The sequence below is a fragment of the Bacillus sp. RAR_M1_44 genome (assembly GCF_020165935.1).
GTDB lineage: Bacteria > Bacillota > Bacilli > Bacillales > Bacillaceae > Bacillus > Bacillus altitudinis.
In genome coordinates this window covers 2349963-2376886 of sequence record NZ_JAIUKX010000001.1, presented here as the reverse complement: position 1 = coordinate 2376886, position 26924 = coordinate 2349963, and the positions used below count along the sequence as shown (strand labels likewise).

11 protein-coding genes are annotated in these 26924 nt (G+C 44.0%); 6 read left to right on the top strand and 5 right to left on the bottom strand.

The window, feature by feature from the left end; genetic code table 11:
- The first annotated feature begins 77 nt into the window (after positions 1-77).
- Together LCD34_RS12395 and LCD34_RS12390 are read left to right on the top strand one after the other, a co-directional pair.
- Positions 78-722, top strand: coding sequence for a YczE/YyaS/YitT family protein (locus LCD34_RS12395; RefSeq protein WP_007498187.1), 645 nt, complete (start codon positions 78-80; stop codon positions 720-722).
- Between the two features lie 85 nt (positions 723-807).
- Positions 808-1398 (top strand): hypothetical protein, encoded by a 591-nt coding sequence (locus tag LCD34_RS12390; RefSeq protein ID WP_065459832.1) that lies wholly within the window; start codon positions 808-810, stop codon positions 1396-1398.
- 25 nt (positions 1399-1423) lie between these two features.
- On the opposite strand, the gene LCD34_RS12385 is transcribed toward LCD34_RS12390, so the two are convergent.
- Positions 1424-2284 carry an effector binding domain-containing protein gene (locus LCD34_RS12385; protein WP_060780759.1) on the bottom strand — a complete coding sequence of 287 codons (861 nt, stop codon included), beginning with the start codon at positions 2282-2284 and terminating at the stop codon, positions 1424-1426.
- A gap of 143 nt (positions 2285-2427) precedes the next feature.
- Between LCD34_RS12385 and LCD34_RS12380 the strand changes: the two genes are divergently transcribed.
- Positions 2428-3129, top strand: coding sequence for a 4'-phosphopantetheinyl transferase family protein (locus LCD34_RS12380; protein WP_024720180.1), 702 nt, complete (start codon positions 2428-2430; stop codon positions 3127-3129).
- Here LCD34_RS12380 and LCD34_RS12375 read toward each other — a convergent pair.
- Positions 3116-4453, bottom strand: a complete 1338-nt coding sequence (locus tag LCD34_RS12375; protein WP_065459827.1) for a PLP-dependent aminotransferase family protein — start codon at positions 4451-4453, stop codon at positions 3116-3118. The two genes, LCD34_RS12380 and LCD34_RS12375, sit on opposite strands and share 14 nt — an antisense overlap.
- 131 nt (positions 4454-4584) lie before the next feature.
- Between LCD34_RS12375 and LCD34_RS12370 the strand changes: the two genes are divergently transcribed.
- The 3 genes from LCD34_RS12370 (at position 4585) to LCD34_RS12360 (ending at position 7740) form a co-directional block, all read left to right on the top strand.
- On the top strand, positions 4585-5511 hold the full coding sequence (locus LCD34_RS12370) for a DMT family transporter (protein ID WP_017358537.1): 927 nt from the start codon (positions 4585-4587) through the stop codon (positions 5509-5511).
- 193 nt (positions 5512-5704) lie between these two features.
- Complete coding sequence (locus tag LCD34_RS12365; protein ID WP_224559202.1) at positions 5705-7039, top strand: hypothetical protein; 1335 nt, start codon at positions 5705-5707, stop codon at positions 7037-7039.
- Positions 7040-7047: 8 nt separating this feature from the next.
- Positions 7048-7740 carry an ABC transporter ATP-binding protein gene (locus LCD34_RS12360; protein ID WP_017358539.1) on the top strand — a complete coding sequence of 231 codons (693 nt, stop codon included), beginning with the start codon at positions 7048-7050 and terminating at the stop codon, positions 7738-7740.
- Between the two features lie 79 nt (positions 7741-7819).
- On the opposite strand, the gene LCD34_RS12355 is transcribed toward LCD34_RS12360, so the two are convergent.
- From LCD34_RS12355 to LCD34_RS12345, 3 genes are read right to left on the bottom strand one after another with little or no spacing between them, the layout of a single operon-like run.
- Positions 7820-8560: a thioesterase II family protein gene (locus LCD34_RS12355; protein WP_017358540.1), complete on the bottom strand. Its 741-nt coding sequence runs from the start codon at positions 8558-8560 to the stop codon at positions 7820-7822.
- A gap of 6 nt (positions 8561-8566) precedes the next feature.
- Positions 8567-16765, bottom strand: coding sequence for a non-ribosomal peptide synthetase (locus LCD34_RS12350; RefSeq protein WP_224559201.1), 8199 nt, complete (start codon positions 16763-16765; stop codon positions 8567-8569).
- A gap of 13 nt (positions 16766-16778) precedes the next feature.
- Positions 16779-26921 carry a non-ribosomal peptide synthetase gene (locus LCD34_RS12345; RefSeq protein ID WP_224559200.1) on the bottom strand — a complete coding sequence of 3381 codons (10143 nt, stop codon included), beginning with the start codon at positions 26919-26921 and terminating at the stop codon, positions 16779-16781.
- Between the last annotated feature and the right edge of the window lie 3 nt (positions 26922-26924).

Below are 26924 nucleotides of genomic sequence, written 5' to 3'. Positions count from 1 at the left end.
ATTAAGCAAAGCCATTTAAAGGGGCGTGCGAGTATGTTACGATTGAAATCGAGTGTTTAAGAAAGAAGGGAAAGCTTTTGAAGCGGGAACATCTTTTACGTTGGTTTTTTTATTTTGTGGGATTGATTGTACTTGCTTTTGGACTATCGCTGACAGTGAAAGGAAAGATCCTTGGCATTGGTCCGTGGGACGCTTTTCATTATGGACTGTTTCAGCATTTTGGTTTAACCATTGGACAATGGTCGATCATTATTGGTGCACTCATTGTGACACTGACATCTGTTTTCACGAAATCTTTTCCAAAGATCGGTGCCCTGCTCAATATGGTGCTGATCGGCGTGTTTATTGATTTCTTTAATGCAGTATTACCTGCACCACATGGGTATTTACCTGCTTTATATGTATTTATTACGGGCGTGATTGTGTCTGGGTATGGCGTTGGCATTTATGTCTCAGCTAATCTTGGCGCTGGGCCAAGGGATTCATTAATGTTGCTCATCTCAGCAAAAACGGGGCTGAACGTACAGTGGGTTCGAAATGGTATTGAGTTAACCGTGCTCCTATTTGCATGGATGCTCGGCGGCCCGATTGGCATTGGAACGATTCTGACGGCCATCTTTACTGGACTCGTCCTTCGCTTTTCATTGCCACAATCGACACGGCTCTTGCAACTGCTCATTACAAAAACAGCTGAGAAACCTGTTCAGACCCTTACCCGATAAGAACAAGCCATTCTACTAAAAGAATGGCTTGTTTTGTGCTAAACTAAATAGACGCAATATTCTCAAAACAGGAGATGATCCTCTGATGCAGCTTTTCCATTATCATTACTGGACACCATTTGTTGAGGAGATGGAGAAGGCGTACACCTCATTAGGCTTTGAAGTAAAGGGACGTTTCGCAAAGGAAGGTTCTTTTCCTCCTCCGCAGACATGGGATGATTTTAGAGAGAAGAAGCCCTCTTTCCGAATCATTGAGATGAGAAAGGGACAGATCAATATCACATTTGGTTATAGTAAAAAAGTCCTTTTTGATCACATCGGCTTTCTTGTGACTGACGATGAATATGATCAGTTGCTGGTACAAGCTCAAAAGAGAAACTGGGCAATCCAGACCGGGGAGCGAAGAACGTTTCTTTCTACACCGATGCGCTTAAGGCTTGAATTGCAGCGGCGGACAGATGTGATTGAAACTGGTGAAGAAGCAATTGCCGAGATGACGATCGCAGTACCTGATTTGACTCATACACCTGCGGTCGATCAGTTGCTGGACGGTTTGACACAACCTATTCATTGGAAAAAGGGAGAACGTCTCTCTTTACTTGAAGTGAAGATGATAGATTCTCATGGGATGAATACGACCGATCCAAACGGTGTTCACGTCCTCAAACAAGGATAAAAAGCAGCGAGATACGCTGCCTTTTTTATGATTGTTTACGGATTGGAATCCAAATCAATGTCACATGATCTGGAGAATGTATCTCTCCATCTAAAGGGTACGTTTCCATCTCCATTCCCCCAGCATGCTCATATCCTGAGGCAGGAAACCATTCTGTGAAAATACGTGTCCATGTTGAATGCACAGCGGTTTCGACAGGCCCCTTTGCCTGAAATACAGCCCACGTACTGGCCGGAATCTGCTCGACTGTCATGGTCGAATCTGGTTCTTCCTCACCTTGCTCAATCCCAATGATATAGTCAAATGTTTCAAGCGTTTCATCAAAATGCGCACATACACCGATATATCCGAGTTCTCCAGCTGCATGAGCCAGTGAATCCGTCCATCCTTCTTGATTGACACGCTTCCAAAAGGCGGGAATATCCTGTTTGTTTTGGCTATTCTTTGTTGTTGTCTTTAGTCTTCTGCCCATGATTGAAAATGAATCCTTTTCCACAATTCGATAATGCATCGGTTCGACTCCTTTTATTTGAAGTTCGAAGGAGAGACGGGGGTAGGCTTTCACTGTAAACTCGCCTGTTTTCACTGCTGCCGGTGTATATCCGTGATGCCGCTTGAAGGCTTTCGCAAACGACTCTGGGGTTTCATAGCCATACTTCACCGCCGCATCAATGACTTTCACTTGCTTGGTCATGAATTCTTCTGCCGCAAGGGTTAATCGTCTTTTGCGAATATATTCTGCTACTGCAATTCCCGTCAGCATATGGAATAGCCGCTGATAATGAAATTTAGACATACAGGCGGCCTCTGCCACTTCTTCGATCTGCAAAGGCTGATCCAGCCTCTCTTCCATATAATTGATACTATCCATGATCAAGTGAATCATTTTTCCCTCTCCTTCCTTTTCCACTATATCGAGAACCGCCCGCACCTTCCTGTCATTTTGTGCTTTCATTGAACAGGATGTCTGTTTCTCTTTTGCAGAGGTTCATCCAATGGTACAATAAATGTAAAAAATTGAGGTCCGTTATGAAGATTTTCGCTATTCAATTACAACCTTTAGATGATAAAAATGCACGAAAACAAATAGAACAGCTGAAGCCTTTTGTGTCACTTGAAAAACGCGCCGCCGCTGAGCGCTTTCGTTTTTTGATCGATGCAAGAAGAACGCTTTTAGGTGAGGTACTGATTCGTCACATCATTCATGAGATGTACGCACTGCCTATGGAACAGATCATTTTTGAAACAGAAGGGAATGGAAAGCCTGTTGTCCGGCAAATTCCTTCTTTTCATTTTAATCTTTCTCACTCTGGTGATTGGGTCGTGGGCGCAGTAGATGATGCGCCTGTTGGCATTGATATTGAAGAGATTAAACCGATTGATTTAGCCATTGCCAAACGATTTTTTTCAGCTGACGAATATCAAGATTTACTCTCACAGCCAGCAGAACGGCAGGAAGCCTATTTCTTTCATTTATGGTCCATGAAGGAGGCTTTTATCAAGCTGACAGGGAAGGGAATATCCTATGGTCTTTCATCCTTTACCGCTCGCTTGTCAGAGGATGGACAGGCTACTTTGAGATTACCTGATCACGAAGCCCCTTGCGTTGTCCAAACATATTCACTTGATCCTGCCTACCAAATGGCGGTTTGTACAAGAAAACCCGCTGCGGCTGAGCACGTCGAGATACTCACTTGTGAGAACATGCTGTCTCGCCTTAATAACGTGTGATTTGTTGAAGTGATGACTTGAGCAAATCGACGCCTCGTGCGATTTCCTCTTCTTTTACATGCCAAATGTTCAGTTGAAGTATAGGCTCCTTTTGATAAGTAGAAATGAAATGGCGGTCAATCGGCTGAACCATCACAGAAGCCTTTTTTAGCTGCTGAATGAGCTGATTCATCGGAATGGACCGGTCGACACGAACGTGGGTGTGGGTAGCTGGCTCCTCTTCCCCCAGCTCATAAGCGCCTTGATCATTTTTCAAACAGGCCACAAGTTGTTTGGATCGAGCTCTATAGGTCGCCTGCATCCTTTCTCTATGACGCTTAAACATCCCGCTTTTCAAATAAATTTCTAAAGCAGCCTGCGAGAGCATCGAGCTGTCGATATCAATCAGCCGTTTATGTTCACTGAAGGGGCCAATCAGCTCGTTTGGTAAGACGACAGCACCTGTTCTAAGCCCCGGAAAAATGATTTTTGAGAAGCTTTTTAAATAAATGACCCTCCCCGCCTGATCATATGAATAGATCGGGTCTCTTTTTGTATCGAATTCTAAATCAGCCAAATAATCGTCTTCAACGATGTAGACATCATATGCTTCGGCAAGGGCTGCAATCGCTATTTTTTCTTGTTTCGACAGACTCGTTCCAAGCGGGTTTTGAAACCTTGGCATCGTATAGAAAAAGCGAATATCCTCCTCTCGGAAGATACGCTCCAATTCCTGAAGATCGAGTCCTTTTTCCGTACGCTGAATCCCCCGGACAGGCAGCTGGTTTTTCTCTAAGTATTGGAGGAATAGGTGATAGCCTGGCTGTTCGACCAATATGGTCTGTTTTCCATTTGGAAACGGGATGGTGCTTAAAATCGATAAAGCCAGCTGAATACCAGAAGTCATGACGATCTGTTCTGGAGAGGCAAACACTTGATAATCCGTTAAACGCTTTGAAATGATTGGCAGTAAAGATGGTAATCCATTGGTGGTGCCATAGATAAATAAATCATTTTGATACAGATCAATCGCTTGATTGATGCAGTGCTGAAAATCGACATATGGAAACACAATGGGATCAGGCGCAGAGGAAGCAAAATCAATCCATGTGCTGCCCTTCTGAACGGCTGACTGATTGGTTTTCACGACAAAATAGCCACTTCTTTCTACAGAGTACAGCAAGTGTTCACGCTCTAATGTGTCTAGTGCTTTTATGACAGTGCTTTTGCTCACAGCATATTGAGCCGCTAAGTGACGAATGGATGGAATTTTCATTCCAGCATTGTATTCACCGCTCTCGATTTTGTTTTTTATATTCAACACAAGCTGATCATATTTCCTCACAGTACTACCCTCCTTGTACCGGTACAGATATCAATAACTCTTATTGTACACTTTACTTGATCCGTTTACGATAAAAAGACAGAACCGGTCAATTCAACTGAAGCATGCATGCTCTTGTAAGGAGAATTCTGATGGATATGTCAAAACAAAAAGCGTATGCTGCCTCGATCGCATACGCCTGTATAATTGGTTTTTCATTCTTGTTTGTCAAAGTGGCTTTAGCATCAGCGAATCCGATTGATGTATTGGCACACCGATTTACCGTTTCTTTCGCAGCCGCTCTTTTGTTATTTCCATTTTTACGAAAAAAGTACCGTTTTTCCATTCAATGGCGTGATCTTATTTACATTGTGCCATTTTCCTTGCTTTATCCTGTGTTGTTTTTTGCATTTCAAGTGTGGGGGCTGATGTTCACCTCTTCATCAGAGGCCGGCATTATTCAGGCGACCATCCCTATTTTGACAATGGTGCTTGCAGCATGGTGTTTAAAGGAACGCCCTACCTCGATTCAGGTGCTGTTTACCATTCTTTCTGTGTCCGGGGTGATGCTCCTCTTTGTGGTGAAGGGAATTGATGTGAAACATTCTCATCTCATTGGTTATGTGCTGATCTTACTTTCAGCCTTATCATCCAGTGCCTATAGCGTATTTGCCAGGGTGATGACACGGCGATTCCATGTCATTGAACTGACTTTCGTGATGACATTCTTTGGATTTGTCTTCTTTAATGCTGCTGCTCTCATTCGGCACTCGGTACATGCTACACTACCGCAGTTTTTCAGTCCGTTTACGCAGCCATCCTTTGTATGGTCTATGCTCTTTTTAGGCATTCTCTCATCACTGCTCACAGCGTATTTATCAAACTATGCTCTTTCCCACCTTGAAGCAGCAAAGGTGAGTATCTTTAACAATCTTTCTGCTTTCATTACCATTGCCGCTGGCGTGCTTATTTTACATGAAACGATTGATATGGTTCACCTCATCGGAGCTGTGCTCGTTATTGGCGGAGTGATTGGCGGGAATGTGGTGAGGAAGGGGAATTCAACACAGAAGAACTAGACAAAACTAACAACAAAACCATTTATTGTATTGTATTTTTTTGTATAATAAGGAGAGAGAACCTTTCCTTATTATACAAACTAAAATGGACGTGTTATGAGTGCATATATTTATAGTATTTACAAAGATATTGATCCTCAACGAGTTAAGAGACTATCAACGTAACAGACCTTATTTATATGTGTTATTTGCGATGAACTACATACTAGCACCACTCTTCCTAGGTGGACTGCTTGCGTTTTTTGTCAAAAACGTATCAATCATCTACATCTCATTTTTCATTTTTTTAACAACGATTCACCTTGATAAAAGTCTTATGCGAATCTTATTTTCTTCAGATAAAAAACAAATGGCCATCTTGAAATTGAATATGGATCAATATATTTTTGGGAAAGATATGAGTAAATTTTTCGGTGTCATGATTGGTTTTATATGCTTTTTTTTAGGTTCTTTCTGCATGATTTTAAACACACATGCTTTGTATCATTCTTTTATTCTTGGAGCCTTAGGCATTAGCTCGTTATTATTCGGATATTTACTTAGATTGAACTTATTATTACTTCTTACTAGACCTAGATTCTTTTCAATCACACCCATGATTCAATACATCACCACTGGGATCATTGCTTCTTGGATGTTTTTTGTTTTTAAATTCGAATTATTTTCTATTCCTTTTTCTAACCAATTGGTGCTTACGCTTGTTGCTTTGATCTTTCTTACTAGTCTTATTTTGTTAATCAATTGGAAAAAGAACCTTAGATATACGCCTATCTTCCATTCAGATGAGAAGGATAGACATCATCAAAACACAACATCAAGATCTTTCGATCATATTTTATTTTTTGAAATCACCCTTCTTTTGAGAAACCCTCCAATACAATGGTCGGTTTTACTATTTATATTCTCAATATCTGGTGGTCTATTTACTCTCATTCTGTATGGTGTTCATACAAACCAAATCGAAACAATGAATATAGAAAATGATTTTTTGTTTATTTTTAGTGTGATGTTCCCTATGATTTTTATTTCTAACGCCCTTCAATCTTATGTCTCTTTTGATGTTGATGGTCCCATTATTCCTTTAAAACATAGGTTACCTCACTTTATAAAGAACAAAATAAACTCTAAGTTGATATTATCCGTTTTATTACATATGTTTTTTTGTACTGTATATACTATCTTTTCTACTTTTACAATAAATGTAGATCACCCCTTTTATGTGATATTTACTTTGTTAGTTAGTAGCGTTTTAATAGGCGTATGCACAGTTGGTTCTACTGTTCTATTTCCTTATTTTAAATGGGAGTATGTGTATCAAGTTCCTAGCACACTGAGCAAATTAACATTAAACCTTTGCTTCAGTTTCATTTTAGGCTTATCCGTTATGTCCTCATATAACCTAGCCTCTTTTATTGCGGCAAATACGATCATGATTGTTTGTACAGTGATCATCATCGTCATCATGTTTTTATTTTGGGATAAAACGATTAACAAAAACTGCAAATCAGTTAAAACATTATTCGAGTGAGGGATTGTATGCTTTCAATTCATGATCTAATCAAGGAATATACAGAGTCAAACTTCAAAATATCAATTCATGAATTACATTTTCATCAAGGCTCAATTGTTGGATTATTAGGCAAAAATGGCGCTGGAAAAACAACCATTCTTGAAATAATCGCGGGATTGATCTCACCAGATAAAGGTGAATTAATCATACAAAAAGATATAGAAAATGGTTTTTCAACTGTCGGTTACATGGAAGATGATCCAACACTTTTTGAAAACTTAACATGCTTCGAATTGATTAAATATCAATCCATGTTAGTTGAGCAACCGTTAAATACAAAACAGATTCAACATTTATTAGAGAAATATGGGCTTGAAAAACAAGCCCATATTCGCTCTTCTTCTCTATCCCGAGGGATGAGGCAGAGGATTTCTTTTATATTAACCACCTTACACAATCCAGCTATAATCTTATTAGATGAACCATTTACCGGTCTAGACCCAGCAAATATGACTCTTATGAAAAGACATCTAAGAGAATTTAAGGCTCAAAATAAAACGATCATTCTTTCTACGCACATCCTTCAATTTGCCGCTAACTTATGTGACGAGATCCTTTTTATAAATGAAGGACAAATCGTTCATTCAGAAAAAAAACCTTCCGAAGAAACATTTGATGAAGGTCAGCTTGAAAAAAGATTCTTTGAAATGTTATCCTAAATAGCAGTTTCTCTACGTTTAAAATGGTATTCAGCTATAGAAAACAACGGCCCTCGTTTGACGGGGCCGTTGTTTTCTTTTATTGGCTGATGAATTGCCTTTTTGTTGTCTGTTCAATGACATGCCTCATATGTTCTGCGAACTGCTCGAGGTGTGTGTTGATATACATGTGACCTCCTTCGAAATCAGTGCGTTCGATGGCGTTTGCCCATGTTAGCCAGCCGGCTGCGTCTTCCATGCATTTTTTATCTTGCTTTCCGTTCAATAAATAAACGGGTGATTCAATGATTGTTTTGTCCGTATGCTGGAAGGATTCTAATGCTTGATAGTCGGCACGTAAGGATGGTGTAAAGTAATCCATCATTGGCTTGTTCTCTAACAATTCTTTTGGAATCCCGCCCATTTCAGCAATATGCTGAACAAATGCTTCATTCGATAAATGGGTCAATCTTTGTCTTTTTGTTTGCGGCGGCTGAATGGCAGAAATGACAACTGCTGCCGGATCGATGCCTTCCTTTTCTAGCAACTGAGTCAGCCTGTACACCACAAGTCCGCCCATGGAATGTCCGAACAAAATAAATGGACGGTTTAATTTGCCTGTCAGTCCTTCTTTATACAATTCAGCCAGCCGGTCAATGCTTGTTTCAAGCGGCATGAGGTTCGTTCCATGACCCGGAGGTTCTGCTGCTGTCACTTCGGCCGTGTCCTTCAGCTGTTCAAAGAGCGGACGGTAAGAGGCGGAATATCCGCCTGCAAAAGGAAAACAAATAAGCTGAATGAGATCTGATTTTTTTTCAAAGGTTTTAAATAATTGGTTCATACGTCCTTACCCCTTTACGATCGTTTCAAGAATCTGCGCAAGTTGATCTGCCTGCGGTCTTTTCATCATGGTCACATGGTCGCCCTTTATTTGATAATACGAGCACGTTTCTCTCGTGTAAGCTTCCCAATCGGCAAATTTCTTCTGGAAATCTGTGGCGTGATCACTGCTTTGTATAATATAAAACGGCACAGAGAATGGGTCTTTTTCTAATTCAATGGCTTGTGACATGATGGTATTATGAGTCTGCATTTGCAAGTATTTATCTAAATAGTGATCATTCATAAATTGATGAACGACTTCATCCTTTTCTGCTTCTTTGAGGATTTTCTGCTTCACTTCTTGGAAGCTGAGCCCTTGTAATGCTTCTGGTTTGATGCCGACGAGGTTCCCCATACCTAGGACGAGGGCGAGCATTTTCACTTCTTCTTCGTTCATATCGGCATGAAGCGCTTGATCTGCCTCATCTCTTAATACCGGAACCGTATCTAAAATGATCAATCCTTTTGGCGCTTTTCCTGCATGACAGAGTCTCTGATTCATTCCGTAAGCAAGATGTCCGCCCATAGAATGCCCTGCCAAATAATCAATGCCTGGTCGATAGAATGTCTCAATGGCTTCAATAAAAATGGTGACAAGCTCTGTATAATGAAGGAATTGCGGTTCTTCATCCTCATATAAGCCTGGAGACTGCAAGGCGTAAACAGCTCCTTCATGTGTCATGAGCTTGGCCACATCGATATACCCCATCACCGTTCCACCAGCAGGCGGTGCAAAGAAAATTCTCGGTTCAGCCGGATCCCCTTTTTTCAACTCGATCACATAGTCTTTCGGCGCTCTTTCGACAGGCTCGCCTGTTTCTGGCACTGTGTCCAAATATGCCGCTAACTGCGCTGGCTCTGGGTGCATGAAAATCCATTTCGGATCAACACGGACACCTTTTTCTTTTAATTTGGCAACGGCTTGAATACTCATAATGGAATCTCCGCCTAAATCAAAGAATGAATCATGAATTCCTACTCGTTTGACACCAAGCACTTCACTGAAAGCTGTCACAATCAGCTGCTGTGTTTCTGTTGCCGGTTGATCGTCTTCATGTGAGGAAGAGACTGCGTCTGTCGGCTCCGGCAATGCTTTTTGATCGACCTTCCCATTTGTTGTGACAGGAATTGCGTCAAGTAAGATAAAGTAACTTGGAATCATATAGCCTGGCAGGCTTTCCTGTAAAAATGCTTTCCATCCAGGAACAGGCTCTCCCCCATCTGTGACAAGGTAGGCTGCCAGCCGTTTTGAGCTGCCGTACGTTTTAGCAATGACGGTACATTCTTTTACTTGTGGATGTTTGAGCAGGGCTGTCTCAATTTCTCCACATTCAATTCGGTAGCCTCTAATTTTGACCAAGTTGTCTTTTCGGCCAAGGTATTCAATACTGCCATCAGACCGCCATTTCCCTAGGTCACCGGAACGATACAGTTTGTCCCCTTTTAATGCCGGGAATGGATTGTCAATAAACCGCTCCTCCGTGCGCTCTGGGTCATGCAGATATCCTTTTGCCAACCCTGTTCCGCCGATATAGATTTCTCCTTTGACGCCTGTTGGTACTGGATTGAGATGATCATCTAGTATGACAACCGTTGAGTTGGCGACTGGCACACCGATTGGCACTGATCTAGCATCCTCCGGTACATGTGTGACTTGATAAGTGGTCGCTAATGTTGTGTTTTCTGTTGGACCGTAAGCATTGATCAGCACACCCTTCATATGCGGCAATGCCTTTCGTGCATGCTCACTAGACATGGCTTCTCCGCCAACAAGTAATGTACGGTATCCAGCTACACTTTTTGGATCATGTTCAATCAGCCGGTTGAATAATGCAGTTGGCAAACAGTTGGCTGTGACTTGATGCGTTTTGATTAAACGAGTTAATTCGTCCATATTCAGCGCAGCATATTTCGGGATCAGAACCAGCTGACCGCCATTGAGCAGCATCCCCCATAATTCAAAGGTAAAGGCATCAAATGCATAGTTAGACAGCTGAAGCATTTTATCTTCTGAACCAAGCTCAATATAGTTTGTTTCTTTCACTAAGCGGACCACTCCTGCATGAGGAAGCATCACGCCTTTTGGTGTGCCTGTTGAGCCTGAAGTGTAGTTCACATAGGCAATCTGGTCTTCTCCTACAATCGATTTTTCCCTTTGATACACTGCGCCTGTTTCTGGTAACGGCTTGTCCATTTCAATCTTTGTGCCGCTCAGATCGTCTAAACGATTGATCAGATGCGACTGGGTTAAGATGATATCGCTTTGTGTATCGCGAACGATCAGACCAATGCGGGCATCTGGATACTCAGGTGACATCGGTACATAAGCAGCACCCGACTTGACGATCCCTAGAACTGAGACCATCATGTCAAACGAACGATCAAACAGCATCGGGACAAGTGAACCTGGTCCAACGCCCTTTGATTGTAAATAGGCAGCCAGTTTTGTCGCCTTCTCGTCTAAATCTTGATACGTCATATGCTCTTCCATATAAGATACAGCAATCCGGTGCGGGTCACGCTGCACTTGTTCTTCAAATAGTTCTTGCAGCGTACGCTTTGGATAAGGCGTGTCGGTTTGATTTTTTCCTATGATCATGGCATTCTGTTCTGTTTTGTCCATGACGCAAAAGTCAGCGAATGTCCGTTCAGGCTGAGCCGTCATGCCATCTAACAAATTGAGATAATAATTCATCATACGGTGGATCGTTTCTTGCTCAAATAAATCCGTATTATATTCCACATGGATAGACAGCTTGTCCTCCTGCTCAAATACATGCAAGGTGAGATCAAATTTAGAGACGGTATGATGGACCATCACTTGTTCCGATGTCAGTCCTTTTAGGTTGATATCCAGCGAATCAGTGACATACCCCATGGCGACTTGGAAGATCGGTGAACGACTTAGGTCTCTATCCATTGAAAGGTCATCCACAAGCTTGTCGAATGGATAATGCTGATGCTCAAAGGCTTTTAACGTCATTTCTTTCACCTTTGCCAGTAAATCGGCAAAGGTATTGGCTTTTGAAACGTCCTGTCTCAGCGCCAATGTATTGACAAACATGCCGACGAGCTTCTCTGATTGTTCGACATCACGACCAGCGATTGGCGATCCAACAATGACATCTGTTTGTCCAGACAACTTGTGAAGCAGGACATAATAGGCTGACAACATCGTCATAAATAGTGTTGTCCCCTGCTGCCTCGACAAGGCATGTAAACGACGAACAAGCGGTTCATCTATCACGAATTGCTCTGTAGCCCCATTAAATGTTTGAACCGGCGGACGAGGACGGTCAAACGGGAGCTCTAATACCGGCAACTCTCCTTGTAACGTTTCAAGCCAATAGCTCTGAGCCTTCTGGTGGTTCTTTAATTGCTCATTCTCCCAATGAACATAATCGGTCCATTCAACCTCAAGTGCAGGTAGCTCAGGCGTTTCCTCTGATAATAGCGCACCATACACGACTTCTAATTCTTGAATAAGCAGGCTGAGCGACCATGCATCGGAAATGATATGATGCTGCGCACAAAGCAAGTAATATTCCTCTTTCCCCATATCAACAATTGTCCACTGTGCAAGCGGTCCCCGTTCTAAGTCATAGATGCGGTTCGCCTCTTGCTGAATCAGCTGTTCCAATCTTCTCGCTCTTGTTTTTTCATTAAATAATGAGAAATTCGCAACGGTTACTGATGGCGGAAGGTCTTCACGAATGACTTGAACCGGCTTGCCGCCAATGGTTTGAAATGTTGCGCGCAGTGCTTCATGACGTTTTGTTAAGAGACCGATCGCCTTTGTTAACGTTTGGATGTGTAATTGGCCCATCAGCTTCCAAGCACCTAATATATTGTAATGATGGCTCTTTTCTAATGTAGATAAGAACCAAATCCGCTTTTGAGCGTGTGACAGCTCATAGCTTGTTCGTTTTTCCATCTTTGGAATGCTGGCTTCCTGAATGGCTGGTGCTTCATTGATGTCATCGACCATTTGTGCCAAGTGTGCTAGATTCTTGCTTTCAAACAATATTTTTAGCGGCGCCTTTAGTGAAAACTCATGATTAATACGTGAAATCGTTTGAGTGGCCTTTAATGAATGTCCACCAAGGTCAAAGAATTGATCCTCTTTGTACACACGATCGACTTCTAAAATATCCTCCCATATGGCCGCAAGCACCTGCTCTGTCTTCGTTTCTGGCAATTGCTTTTCAAACGGCTGTGCGTGTTTGTGATGGAACTGTTTGAGGGCTTCGTGATCAATAGAGCCATCTTGTTTTTTCGGTATATCTTCCACTTGCCTGATGTCCCATTTCCCCTCTATGATGCCTGTGATCTTGTCAGCATCCACTTCTTTGCCTGATTGCACCGTATAGTACAGTTTCTTTTCAAAATGTGGTATTGGTGCTGGTTGAAGATGTTCAGCGATTTCTTGATTCGCCCCATCTAGGCCAATAAATAGATGCGCTTCATTCAGCCGAACACCTAGACATAATGAATGGAGTCCTTGTTTTTTTCCAATCAATTGAAAGCCCTTGCGAACGGTTAGCGCGGCCCCAGTATGTCCCTTAGACAAACCAAGATTATCCCACATGCTGAAATTCAACGAAATCGCTCTTCTTCCCTCATGATAGGTGAGGGCATGTGCGAGTCCATCTAAAAAGCTGTTCGCCGCAGAATATGCGCCAAATGTGGTGCCGCCAAAAAAGCCATTCACTGATCCAAAAAAGACGAGTGGCACTGACGGGTCATGCTTGAAAGCTTCCTGCAGCACCCAAGCACCGTCTGCCTTCCCTGAAAGTTCTTTGACGAAATCTTCTTCTGTTGTATGAGCCAGTGTGTAGGTATCCACATGCTGAAAGTGCTCAGATACATTGCCAGCACCGGCTAAATGAAGCGCTCCTCGGATCGACTGTCCGAAATGCTTTTCTGCTTCATAAATCGCCTGCTCGACGTCACATAAATTCGTCACATCGGCTTGTACATAAAGGATGTCTCCTAGATCTTTAAGTTGTGAGAATGACGCCTCTTTTTCTCTGTCTTCATCAAGGGATGTCCGTCCAATTAACACGAGCTTCAAGCCAAATTGGAGCATTTGCTTAGACAGTTCAAATCCAATACCGCCAAGCCCGCCAGTCAGCAAGTACAAGCCTTCATATTCTAAAAACCCTTCTGTCTGAGGTGCCGTCATCATATTCACTTTTTCCAGCTTTGGTACGAGACGCTGGCCATGCCGGTAAGACACTTCTGCTTTCAAATGAATCGCACCTAGTTCGTCCCCAATATGCTTGGCATCCTGTTCCACATTCTCCGCTTCAATATCAAGGTGAGACACTTCTGCCCCTTCCCATTCTTGCGGGATGGTTTTTAATAATCCGGCAAGAGACGTTTTCTCCACATGAAGCTCATCTTGCGGTTTTACAAATTGACCACCTTTTGTGACAACAACGAGACGCATCGGCTCTTTATTTTCTTGTCTCAATGCTTGATACAAATACAAAATGGATTGGCTGGTGCTTGCATTCAGTTCTTTGAACTGCGCAGGGCTCGCAATCATCTCCTTGTCTGACACATTCCACAAGTGGAGCATACGGTCAATCTTTAATTCATCGGCTTCAAGCGCCGCCACAAGCCTGACGTAATCCCCCTTGATTCGAGGGTTCATCTGATACATCCCTTTTGACAGGCGTAAAAATTCATGACCCTTTTTCACAGAAACATAAGGCAGGTTCATTTGTTCAAATTGAGCATAAAGCGATTGATAAAGCCCTTTTTCATCCTCAAATACGAGTACATGATCAGTAGATACCGGCTGAGATGGACCGATATTCTCTTTTACCCAAATACGTTTAAAGAACCAATCTGGGAGGGTTTGTTCATTTTCCGAAGCAAGATCAAGTGCACGTTCAATGTCATGAAACACCCCATCTTTCAGTGCCGCACCTAGTTGGGCACGTTGGATTTTTCCGCTTTCTGTTTTCGGAAATTGGTCTTTTTCCACCGGAATGATGTGATCAGGTTCGATTCCCATTTTGCGAATGATGCTCTCTCTAATCTGCTGAATCATTGTGATTTGATCCTCTATCGAATCCTTCTCCGTGACAAAAAAGACGGCGAGTGTGTCATTACTTGATTCGGGATTGTAAATGCCGTACGCTGCGGCAAAGGTGACTTCAACCCCCTCAACTTCTTCCACAACGGCTTCAATTTCGTAATTCAAATAGTTCGCGCCGTTGATGACGATGATGTCCTTTTCCCGCCCTGTGAGGACTAGGCGCCCTTCATGAATAAATCCTAAATCTCCTGTATGAAACCAGCCGTTTTCCGCAAATACTTCTTCATTGGCTTCCTCATTTTGATAGTAGCCCATCATAATCGTTGGACTCTTCACCTGCAAGCGGCCGACTTGATCTTCTGGCAGCACATGGTGATGCTCATCTACAATCCGAATCCATACAGAAGGGATTGGTGCACCAACTTCTGTAAAGGTCATCTTGTGCGGATGATCGTGCGTCACATATTGAATCTCACTTGTTAATGAGGTCTGATCAATGGTCAGTTGTCCACCCTGATCATCATGACGCATGAATTCTTTTGACTGGACAATGGCTGATGATGTTTCTGACATGCCATAAGCCGGCACCATCGCATGGCGGCTTAATCCGTACTCACCCATGATGTGCATGAAACGCTGCGTCACTTTAGGAACAACTGCTTCGGCGGCGTTCATGATATAGGTCAAGGTGGAGAGATCCCAGCTCCCTTTGCGAATGTCGTCTTTATATTCATTCATCATCGCAAAGGCAAAGTTTGGCGCCCACGTCCTTGTGACACCGTATCTTTCTACCCAATCCAGCCACACCATCGGCCGTTCGATAAATTGATCAATGGATGGACTAATTTGCTGGCAGCCGAGGTACACATCATGTACATGAAACATGACAATGCCCCCTACATGATCAAGCGGCATCCAGTTCATTGATACATCCTCATGCGTGAAACCATTTGCCTGCTCAAAGGAAATGATTCTAGATAAAATGCTTTGATGGTTGTGCCGGATACACTTTGGCACACCCGTACTTCCTGAGGACAGCAACTGAAGCACAGGCTCATCCGGCTCTGGCTCATAATGCTGTTCATCTGGATCACAGGCAAGTAATGTTTCGATTGTTAAAATCGGAATCGCTTTTGATTCAAATGTTTCACGCAGCCCTGCAATGTCCTCAGCACTCGCTTCGTTTGTAATAATGAATGGCTCATTTTGCAGCTGAAACACGCCCTTGAGCTTGTTCACGCCTTGATTCATTTCATCATACACAGGCGGTACAGAGACTGGGGTTGGAATCATTCCACCGAGAATACAGCCCCAGAATACTGTGATAAAATCTTGATGATCTTTCAATTGAAGCAGCACTTGATCGCCGTTTGAAAGTCCGGCTGCCCTTAATCCAGATAGGACACGTTCCGCTCCTGTGAGCAATTCCGGGTAAGTCTGGATCACCTCATGACCGCCTTCTTTGAGATACGTGACTCCGCGATTTGGTGACATAAAGGCGGCTCGGATCAGTACCTCTGTCAATGTGACTGGTGTACCAGGCTTTCTAATCACATCACCTCCATAAACAAGAGCTGGTGGTTTTTCTTGTACGGAGGATTGTATGGTTTGGCTGACTTCATCTTTTGAAAACGATTCGTTTCCATTTGTACGCTGTCTATCTGGGAAGAGGTCATCTAAATGATAGGGTGTTTGTTTTTCTGTCTGACTCTCTATCAAAACGGCTGCTTCCTCTACTCCATCTATGGCTTTCGTGCGCTCTTCTATCTTTCTTCGTTCCTCTTCATCTAGTACATCAATGGCAAGCAGCGCCTCGGTATCGACCGCTCCACTTTCTTTTCGCGGCAAGGAAGGGACTAGGACGAGTGTGGCTGGCACTTCATCAGGATGAAGCGGGCCTTTCATCAAATCCTCTCTTGTCAGCGAAGGGTCCTTCGCCTGTGCAAAAAGCACAAGCGATAGGCCTCCTTCTTGATTTTTCTTCGGGATGAGCGCACATTCCTTTAGTGGAAAGTGAAGCATGAAGACTTTCTCTAATGCTTTGAGATCGATTCGTTTTCCATTGATCCTGACAATATGATTTGCTGCATTTCCTTTTCGTCTACTAACTAGCATTCTTTTTCTCCTCCTACATCCAATCCAAAATCTGAATCTTGCTTTCTTCCGTCCAAACGCCGACATCCCCTGTCGGATAAAGGTATTCGCCTGTTTGATGTTTGAATGGATGCGGAATTTTATGCGCCTCCATCCAATCGGCTAGCTCTCCAAAAAGTGCTTTGATCTCTTTTGCGCCGATAAAAATATCTCCAGGAAATCCAACCGGCATGAGCTGATGTTCTTCATTCAGGATATATATTTCCGTTTCATAGGTAGAATCATGTACGCCTGCATAGACTTCTTCTTGGTCTGGGTATAGCACGCTGACATGTGCGTTTTTCGCCCAATCACTGATCATCCGCTCTTTTTCCTCATTTGTCACAATGGTGAAGGAAGATAGCGGCGTATCCACTTGTTCTGTCATGGCTTCAAGTGTGTGAATCAGCTGTTGCATCAGCGTTTGTATTTGCTTTTCTGTATATTGATGTAAGTTGTATGTGATCCGAAGCTCCAGCGTATCTCCCGGCACTGCGACAAGGGTTAAGTCATAATTTGTTTCTTCATGACTGGCGATGTCTAAAATGCGTACGCCATACGGCTCAATGGATTCAATCGGATAGTTTTCAAACACGACAATGCTGTGAAACAATGCCTCTCCATTTGGAATTTCCGTCATCTGCTGAATATCAGGCAGTACGGTATACTCGTATTCTCTCATCTGAAAAACGGTTTCCTGTGCATAGGCGAGCAATCGCGCAATCGTCCAGTCCGAATGGATCGAAAGACGAAGCGGCAATGTGTTAATAAAGAGCCCTGTCATGCTTTCCACTTCTGGTAAGTCGGCTGGCCGGCCAGATACGGTCACCCCAAATATGACATCCTCTGCGCCTGAATGAAGGTGCAAGAGCAGTCCCCACGCTGATTGAATCAGTGTGCTCAACGTGACCTTCTGCTTGCCTGTCATCTTCTCCAGCTTCTGCTGCATCTCTGGCGTCAATTTGATGCTGGACTGCGCCATGCTTGCTTCTTGGTCTAAAGCATGTTCTTCGCCGTCTCCTGGAAGCGGTGTCGCTTCCTCTACGCCTGACATATAACGCTGCCAGAACTCTTGCGCCTTCTCTTGATCCTGCTTTTGCAGCCATTCGATAAAATCTTTATATGGACGGACTGTAGAAAGACTGATCTCTCGTTCGTCCACAAGAGAGCGATACAGCGCAAAGGATTCCTGAATAAAACTGAACAAACTCCAGCCATCGATTAAAATGTGATGAAAACTAAAGACAAACGTGCATCTTTCCTCATCACAACGGAATAAAGCAATCCGAATCAGCGGGTCATCTATATGGTCTAAATTGAAATCCTTTGAACGATCAGATACTAAAAAGTGTTCGATTGTCTCTTCTTGCTCCTCGTCACTCAGGTGGCGCACATCGTGCTGAGTGAGATGGATGCTTCCTTCTGATTGAATGAACTGAACAGGCTCCTTCAGCCCTTCCCAAGCGAATTTTGTTCTCAAAATGGAATGACGTTCTACAAGAAGATTCCAAGCTTGTTCATAGGCATCGCCGTTTGTTAAGCCTTCGAGTGTCATATGCACCTGACCAAAATAAGCTTGTGAGTCTTGATCTAGCAGTGCATGAAACAGCATTCCTTGCTGCATTGGAGACAGCGGATACACATCGACTACATTGTCTGGAAGTTCATCTATTTGCTTTTGCGTGAGCTGAACCATCGGAAAATCAGATGGTGTAAAGCCGCCGCTCGTTTCAACACAATGCGTCAAGATGATCTCCATTTTTTCTTTAAAACGTTCAGGTAACAACCGCACCTCTTGATCTTGCAGCAGTTCTCGATTGATCATAAAATTCATCTGCAACTGACCATCTGTCACATATCCATACACATCGATCAAATGCTGTCTTTCTGCTTTCGGATCGTGAACATGTCCATTTCGTTCGTCTGCTATATAAAGCTTGGCTTCGCCATCTGCCTGATCTAACTGACCAAGGTAATTAAAGCTCATCTGCGGCGTTACCGTTTTGAGTAAACGAGATTCTGTCATATATTGAAGCAAACCGTAGCCGATTCCCTTTTGCGGCACAGCACGTAAGGTTTCTTTGACGTCTTTGATTTGTCTTGCAACATCGGTTTGAATAAAAGGAATAAAAATAGGATAAGAGCTTGTAAACCAGCCGACTGTCCGTGACAAATCCATCTGTTCAAATAAATCCTCGCGTCCATGCCCTTCTAACGTGATGAGCATTGGCTTTCCAATGGCTTGCGTGAGTCCTGATAACAGTAAATCGTTAATCTCTGTTCGGTATGCTTGTGAGGCCTGTCTAAGTAACCTATCTGTTTGTTCCTTTGTGAGCTGAACCGACAGGATCTCTGCATGTTCTTCTATATTAGAAAGCGCAGGCAGTTGGAAAGGAGAACCTTCTTCCTCTTGATCCTTGATTTTTTGCCAAAAAGAGGCCTGCGCTTGTAATTGATCTGTTTGTGCATATTCATATAAGGCATCTGCCCACTGCTTATAGGAGGCGGTTTTTTTCGCAAATATGATGTCCTGCCCCGTAGCAAGCTGTTTCAATCCATTTAGTACATCTTCTTGTATCATGCGCCATGATATGCCATCCATGACGAGATGGTGTGCAGCAATAAAGAGCTCAGACGTGTCTTCACCTGTATGGAAAAGAATCGCTTTGATCACTTCTCCGCGCTCTAATGACAATGTTCCTTGACAGGCACTTGTCTCCAAGCGGATTTGTTCCCGTGCTTCCTCTTGAGACACATCTGTCACATCAAAGAATGTGACACAAGGTGTGACACCAGGCTCACGAATGGTTTGAATCCATGTGCCATCTGCCTCTTTTGTATATATAGCTCTCAGCATATCGTGATGATCGACCAGTTTTGAAAGAACCTGTGTTAACTGTTCATGTGGAACAGATCGCTTCATTTCAATATGCGCCGATAGATTCCAATAATCTTGATTGGTCATCGATTGCTCAAAGAACCATGATTGAATCGGGAGAAGACGAACCTCTCCTGTCACAGGTGATTGATCATAGACCGTAGAGAACTCTGCCTTTCTCATCGCTTGTGCGAGTTGTGAGATGGTCTGTTTTTCAAATACATCTCTCGGCTGGATGACGTAGCCTTCCTGTGCTAAGCGTGCCACCATTTGTATGACAATAATGGAATCTCCGCCAAGCTCAAAGTAGTTATCATGGACGCCAATAGAAGGAGCGCCAAGCAGCTGAGACCACACTTTTTCTAACACACGTTCTTCCTCAGTAGCTGCTTTATCAATGGCTGTTTCTACTTCTTCTTGTCTCCACTCTGGCGGGGGAAGACGCTTTTGGTCTACCTTTCCATTTGGCGTGAGCGGTAATTCATCCAGCTCTATTAATAGGCTTGGCACCATATAATCTGGCAGGATGTCTTTTAAGTTTTGGCGAATGTCTTGCGTGGTCATGCCGCCTTTTTGGACAAAATAACCGATCAATCGCTTATGACCACTCTCATGCTGATGCGGGATAACGGCACATTCTGTGATGTCATCAAATGTCAGCATAGCCGCTTCAATTTCTCCACATTCCACGCGGTGTCCACGAATTTTCACTTGATGATCGATTCTTCCAAGACAGTCAATGATGCCATTTGACAGCCAGCGGCCCATATCGCCTGTTTTATATAAACGCGCTCCTTCTTGGAAAGGATGCGGGATAAATGATGATGCTGTTTTTTCTTCATCTCCAAGGTAACCAAGTGCTAGCCCTGTGCCGCCAACATAAATTTCGCCGATGACGCCTTGCGGAACTGGCTGCATTTGGTCATCTAATACATAAGCTTGTGAATAAGCAATAGGCTGTCCAATCGGGACCGTCGCCTGATCTTCTTCCAGTGCTCGAATGTGATGCACACAGGAGAATGTTGTATTCTCTGTTGGTCCATAACCATTTAAAAGCCCTTCAGGCAAATACGGTAGTGCTTTTCGGATATGAGCAGCTGATAAGGCATCTCCGCCGACCAATAATGCATGAAGTCCAGATAAAGCTTCTGGATGTTCTTCTGTTAAACGGTTGAACAGCGGCACAGTCAGGAACCCTGTTGTAATCTGATAAGTTTTTAGTGCTTCCGCTAATGTATCCATTGATAAAATGGTATTTCGATCCGTCAGTATGAGCCTTCCCCCGTTTAAAAGGGCTCCCCATATTTCATACGTAAAAGCATCAAAAGAGAAGCTGGCGATTTGTAAAATGCGCGTTTGTTCATCAAGGGTGACATAGTCTGTTTCACACACAAGCCGGACGACCGCTTGATGCGGGATCAGTACTCCTTTTGGCTGTCCAGTTGACCCCGATGTGTAATTGATATAAGCAAGTCCATCAGGTCTTAGTACAGCGGGCATGACTTCTGCTTCTGGTAAAAATTCTTCATACCCTTGATCAAGACAAATGAGTTCCGTTTGATTGATGGATACTTTTTTCAGCCATTCATTTTTTGTCAGTAAAAGCTGAATCCCTGTATCTCTCAGCATATAATCAATGCGGGCATCTGGATATTCAGGATCAATTGGCACATAAGCCCCGCCTGCTTCCACAATGGCCAGCACCCCAAGAATCATTTCAGGCGATCTGTCGATGAGCAGTCCAACTGGTTCATGCGGCGTCACGCCTCGCTGCTGCAAATAGCCTGCTAGACGATTGACTTTCTCGTGTAACTCCTGGTACGTCCACTCATCTCCTTGAAACTCAAGCGCCACTGCATGAGGTGTCTTTTTCACTTGCGCTTCAAATCGTTCCGTCATGAGTAGCGGACCTTTTGGTTGATCAGTCTTTCCGCTCCATTCATAGAGCAATTGATGCTTTTCTTTCTCTGGCAGGAAATTCACTTGTCTGATCGGCTGCGCTGGATTTTCACAAATTCCTTCAAGCAGGTGCTCGTAGTATGCGAGGAATCGCTCCATCGTGTCATCAGAAAACAAATCCGCATGATACTCAAGTTTTAACTGAAGACCTTCAGCTCCTTCAAACACAAACAGGGAGAGATCAAATTTCGCTGTATCATTATCTTCAATGGCTAAAACCGACGTCGCCTCTCCCATTGGAGAAGCTTCAAGCGGTAGGTTTTGCAGAACAAACATGACCTGAAACAGCGGCTGCTTACTGGCATCACGCACAATATTCAATTCATCGACCACCATCTCAAACGGCACATCCTGATGTGCATAAGCACCGACGGTTGTCTCCTTCACTCGCTCTAATAATTCCGTAAAGGCTGGATTCCCGCTATGGTCGATCCGAAGCGCCAATGTATTCACGAAAAATCCGATTAAATGCTCCATTTCCGTTCGATTTCTCCCAGCAATGACCGAGCCAATGACAAACTCGTCCTGTGAAGACAATCGATGTAATAGAGTAGAGAAAGCCGACAGCAAGGTCATATACAGTGTGCTGTCTGTTTTCTTGGATAGCGCCTCAATCTTTTTAGACAGTGACTTCGACAGCTGATATGTTTTCGTCTTCCCTTTGTAGGATTGAACGGCCGGCCGCGGATGATCATACGGCAATACCAAATCTTCAACAGGTGCCGCAAATTGCTCCTTCCAATAGGCAAGCTGCTTACCTAGTGGTTCTCCTGTCAAATACTCCTTCTGCCACAGTGCGTAATCCGCATATTGAATTGGCAGTGCCGGCAAGTGAGGCTCCCGCCCTTCGATCGCCGCTGTATACCACTCGGATAATTCTCTTGCAACAATGCCGATCGACCAGCCATCTGACACGATGTGGTGAATGGACATAAGCAAGATATGCTCTGCGGGTGAAAGTCGAATCAGCTTTACTCGAAAGAGCGCTTCGTGTTCTAATTGAAAAGGTGTGGATGCCTCTTCTTTCGCCCATTCAGCCGCTTTTTGTTCTTTCTCTTCCTGTGACGCTATGCCTGAAAGGTCCATCACCTCAAGCTCTGGAAGGGCCATCTGTTCATGAATGACCTGTATCGGTTCATCCCCGCTCATCGTAAAGGACGTTCTGAGCGATTCATGTCTTTCCACCATATGATGCAGACTTTCCTGAAGCACCTTGATATCTAAAGGCCCGTTCATCCGAAAAGAAATCGTATTATTGTAAAATGGCAGATCCGGCTCTAATTGATAGAGGAACCACTGTCTTTGCTGGGCATAAGACATCGGAATTTCCTGCCCCTTCTCCATTTTTCTCATCGGAATCACTTCATCTGCTTTGGCATTTGAATCGATCCAGTCTGCTAATTCTCCGAGTCTCGTATGTTCAAACAACACAGCAAGCGGTACGTCAAACCCTGTTTTTTGTCTAACCGCAGACAGCATTTGCGTCGCCTTCAGCGAATGACCTCCTAGTAGAAAGAAATGATCGCCGCAGCTGACATCCGAGACATCGAGCAACTCTGACCAAATGTGTGCGAGCAGTTTCTCCGTTTCTGTGTGAGGTGCTCTGTTGTCTGAATCCATTCCGCTTTCCTCTATTAATTCATGAAAATATGCCTCGTCTGGCGTTCCATCTTCTGTTTCTTTCCAATATTCCTCAGGAAACAAATGCACGGCATATTCACCAGATAGACGGGACTGTAAACATGTATGAATCGATTGATAGAGCCGCTCTTCCACCGCCTTTGTTTGATCAGTTTTGAAAAAGACGTAAAAGGTCTGCTCTGTTTGCATCTCCGCATCCGCATGGACCATCTCGTGAATCTCTTTCTTCGATCGATCCAATCCCGTATAAATGAGCGGAGCATCTGTCATCAGACATGCGAGCATCGTTTGGAAGCCTGCCTGCTTTGAAATTGGGAGATAACCTCTTTCTTTTAAAATGCCTTTTATCATGGAGCCTTCACTCATGCCAATCTCGTCCCACATGCTGAAACTAAAGCAATATGGCTTCACTGTAGATGTCAGCTTCTGATAATGAGCAAATTGTTCAACGAACTCATTGGCAGCGCAATAGGCGCCGACAGTCATACCGCCCTTTAGCGTTCGGGCTGACGAGCTGGAAAGAAATAAAACATTCCTGCGTTTGGAGGCAGCTTCATGAAGCGCAATCGTTCCATATACCTTCGCTTCGTACATGTCATTCAGAGACACAGAAGTCATATCAGCAAGCAGTTCTTCTTGAATGATACCTGCGAAATGAATGATCCCATCCAGCCTTCGATTTCCAGCGACCTCATGTCTAGAGATGATCGCTTCCACCTCTTTTTCAGCCGTGATGTCTGCTTTCTCATAAAGAACCTTGCCGCCATGCAATTTTGCCTGCTTTTCTAGCAAAGACAATGTCTCTTGCTGGTCACTAGAAAGTGCCTCTCTCTCTTTCCTTCCAAGCAACACGAGATGTGCTTGATAAGATGTCAGTAGGTGTTCACTGACTAAACGTCCAATTCCGCCTAGCCCGCCTGTTATGACATAAAGCCCAGATGATTCAAATGGTGGCTCTTTCCTTTTCTGTTCCTTTTCCAAATGAAGAGGTGCTAAAAAGGGAATATAACGAACACCTTGACGATAAGCAGCAACATGACGGTCTTGGTCATGTGTGAGTTCTGCCATCATCGCCATTGTATGGGAATGACTAGATACCGATTCTGCTAGAGAAAAATCAAGACATTGCACCTTGATAAACGGCCATTCATGCTGAATTGCTGTCATCAGTCCTACTGTCGTTGCTTTTTCTACATCGTGGATTTGATCCTCCGGCACATTCATCGCATGGGCTGAGACAAAAGTGATGGCCACCTGCTCCTCATAGACGGAAATGGCTTTTGTTAAAAATAATGCACTCATGCTGCCCGTTTTCTGCGCTTGTTTTGCCTTGTCCACATAAAGCTTGTCTTCTTGGTTTGTATAGTTCCAAAGGTGAATGATGTGTTTCACCGAAACGCCATACGAACGGAGCGTCTCAAAGAGTTGTTCGTAGTCAGACGGCCGATTCGGGTGGATGATGAAGTGAGTGTGTGTGAGTTGTTTGAACGCTTGACCCGGTTCAACCGTAATGTATGTTTGTTCACTGTTTGCAAAAGATTTCAATTGATCTGCCAGTCCTAATGGATCTGCAAAGATCACAACGTCCCCTATGATCTGCTTGTCAGCTACATCAAGTGGAGCAGGTATCCACTTCTTTTGATAACTCCAATCAGGCAAGGTATGTTCATTTTCAAGTCTCATGTCCATTTCCATGATCATTTCATCAAATTCGCCTTCTTGCCATCTTGTCTTGAGCTGTGCCCTTTCTATTTTTCCAGAGCTTGTTTTGGGAAATGCATGCTTCTGGACAGGAATGATGCGAGATGCAGACAAGCCCATTTTTGTTGCAATATGGGATTTAATGTGTTGACTTGCCCTCATAATATAAGCTGGCTCATACAGCTTCGGTGTAAAAAAGAGAATCAGTTCATCGGATGCAGAAGCCTCCATTCGGACAGAACAAGCAGCCACAAAGCTCGTTTCTACTCCCGGTACTTCTTCTGCTATGGCTTCAATTTCATAGTTGTGATAGTTTTTCCCGTTGATGATAATCATGTCTTTTTCTCTACCGGTTAGTGTCAGCCTTCCTTCGTGCAGGAAACCTAAATCACCCGTGTGAAACCAGCCATCCGCTTGAAATACTTCTTGATTCGCTTCGTCATTCCGGTAATAACCCTTCATGGTGGTTGGACCTTTTATTTGCACACGGCCAATATGATCTTCTGGAAGAAGCTCATGCTGATGATTGACGATGCGTATCGTGATACCTGGAATCGGTTTGCCCAACTCAGTAAAGCTGACGGTTCCCGTCTCACGTGCTTCTGCTGGTCTTAGCTGCTCTGTCAGCGACGTTTCCTCAAAGGTCAGAACCCCGCTGTTTTCATCTCCACGCTCAATCGCAAAGGAAAACACAACCGCTGATGAGATTTCAGACATGCCGAAAGCCGGTCTGATCACATCTCCCTTTAAGCCGTGCGGAGCAAGCAGGTGTAGAAATCGGTGGATGGTTTTTGGAACGACCGCCTCTGCCCCATTGATCATGCAGGTCATCGCCGACAGATCCCAAGACCCTGATGAAATCTCTTTCTCATAATCATTGATCATCGCAAATGCAAAGTTAGGTGCCCATGTCTTCGTTGCACGGTAGCGGTCCATCCAGTCAAGCCACCGCAGCGGCTGAGCGATAAAGTCATCTGTTCTTGCCCGAATCTGCTCGCAGCCTGTGTACACATTGACAAGGTGGAACATCACGATGCCACCAATATGATCTAAAGGCATCCAGTCTAACGAGACATCCTCTTGTGTAAATTGATTCGCTGCCACTGTTCCTTTGACGTTCGCCAGCACACTTCTATGGGAATGCTCTACACACTTTGGCATCCCTGTACTTCCAGACGTTAAGATAAAGAAGACGGAATCATCCGGCGCGGCAGGGTGAGCGGCTGTATCTCTTTCTAATGTCAGCATCGGCTCAACTGCTGCGACACGTAATTGGTCTGTATGCCACAGGAAGGCTAACCCTTGCACCTCCTCGATCAGTGAGTCATCTGTTAGGATGAGCGGATGCTCGAGCAGCTTCCAAGCATGATGAAGCTTCTTCACTGCAGCATTCATCTCCCGATAGGTTGGAGCAGCCGACACAAGCGTTGGAACAAATCCGCCTAATACACATGCCCAAAAGGCAGTGACCATGGCATGATTCGATGAGAATTGAAAGAAAACAGGATCGCCTGCCTTAAGCCCCAGTGCCCTTAACCCAGTCAGAACCCTCTCGGCGTCTCCTTGTAACTGCGCATAAGATTGTGTGAGTTCGTTCTTGCTATTCACGATATACGTAAGCCCATTTGTCGTTTTTGCAGCCTCTGTTAAGACGTCCTGTAAGGTCTGTGCGCCTTGTGTGACGTCGAGATCCCCTCCATAGGAAAGAGCGGGCGGCATGTCGGCCAAAGCAGGTACAGCCGTTTTCGTCTGTATCGTTTCCGCTGCGGCCTCCTGCTCAATGTGCTTGTCGAGAAATAAATGAGAGAGGTGATACGGCCGCGGTCGAATGGTTTTTTCACGTGAAAAAACAGCGAAGCGTTCGATTTCGTTGGTTTGTAAAATGGTTGTTTTTACATCTTGTAAAATCGCATCCATTGATTCATGTATACTCGTTTGGTTAATGGTTGATGGTTTCATATG

Coding starts and splice junctions, on each gene's coding strand:
- LCD34_RS12390 (WP_065459832.1), top strand. CDS start 808: ATGCAGCTTTTCCATTATCATTACTGGACACCATTTGTTGAGGAGATG.
- LCD34_RS12385 (WP_060780759.1), bottom strand. CDS start 2,284: ATGATTCACTTGATCATGGATAGTATCAATTATATGGAAGAGAGGCTG.
- LCD34_RS12380 (WP_024720180.1), top strand. CDS start 2,428: ATGAAGATTTTCGCTATTCAATTACAACCTTTAGATGATAAAAATGCA.
- LCD34_RS12370 (WP_017358537.1), top strand. CDS start 4,585: ATGGATATGTCAAAACAAAAAGCGTATGCTGCCTCGATCGCATACGCC.
- LCD34_RS12365 (WP_224559202.1), top strand. CDS start 5,705: ATGAACTACATACTAGCACCACTCTTCCTAGGTGGACTGCTTGCGTTT.
- LCD34_RS12360 (WP_017358539.1), top strand. CDS start 7,048: ATGCTTTCAATTCATGATCTAATCAAGGAATATACAGAGTCAAACTTC.
- LCD34_RS12355 (WP_017358540.1), bottom strand. CDS start 8,560: ATGAACCAATTATTTAAAACCTTTGAAAAAAAATCAGATCTCATTCAG.
- LCD34_RS12350 (WP_224559201.1), bottom strand. CDS start 16,765: ATGCTAGTTAGTAGACGAAAAGGAAATGCAGCAAATCATATTGTCAGG.
- LCD34_RS12345 (WP_224559200.1), bottom strand. CDS start 26,921: ATGAAACCATCAACCATTAACCAAACGAGTATACATGAATCAATGGAT.